Origin of the sequence: Mesorhizobium sp. M1E.F.Ca.ET.063.01.1.1, assembly GCF_003998155.1 — a bacterium.
GTDB lineage: Bacteria > Pseudomonadota > Alphaproteobacteria > Rhizobiales > Rhizobiaceae > Mesorhizobium.
Genome location: NZ_RZSC01001422.1, coordinates 1 through 682 on the forward strand (window position 1 = coordinate 1; position 682 = coordinate 682).

Genomic DNA, 682 nt, shown 5'->3' on the forward strand with positions numbered 1-682 from the left:
CTCGGATATTGAGCAGCCCTTTGCTGGACATTGGCCGATCGTTCGAAACATAGTCTGGATCCATGACAAGAAGCGAAAACTCCATCGACCTCGCCCATCGTCTTGCGCCCGGCGCCGACAACGCGCCGGCCATTGCTGCGCCTGACCGAACGGCCCTCTCGCATGTCGGGCTGCGCCGGCTGATTGGTGAGACGGTATCTCGGCTGAACGCGCTCGGCATCGGCCGTGGCGACCGCGTCGCCATCGTGCTGCCGAACGGACCGGAGATGGCGACGGCCTTCATCACGGTCGCCGCCGCCGCATCCACCGCGCCGCTCAATCCGGCCTATCGCGCCGACGAGCTCGACTTTTATCTCAGCGACATTGGCGTGAAGGCGATTCTCGTCGGCAAGGACGAGCGGGGGCCATCGGTGGAAGTTGCCGAACGCCTCGGTATCCCCGTGCTGCGCCTTGTCGTACCGGTGGGTGCGCCGGCTGGTGTCTTCATCATCGAGGGCGATCCGGTCGGCCCGCCGGTCGAATCCGCTTTGGCCGAGGACAGCGACACGGCACTTCTTCTTCACACCTCCGGCACCACCTCGCGTCCAAAACTGGTGCCGCTCAGCCACGCCAACCTCGCCGCCTCGGCCGCTCACATCGGCGCGACGCTCAGCCTGACACCGGCCGACCGCTGCCTCAACAT

General features: G+C 65.7%; 1 protein-coding gene. It reads left to right on the top strand.

Annotated elements, in window-relative coordinates; all coding sequences use genetic code 11:
- Window positions 1-62: 62 nt before the first annotated feature.
- The coding region (locus tag EOA29_RS38975) for an AMP-binding protein (protein WP_145970139.1) at window positions 63-682 on the top strand (620 nt) is incomplete at its 3' end.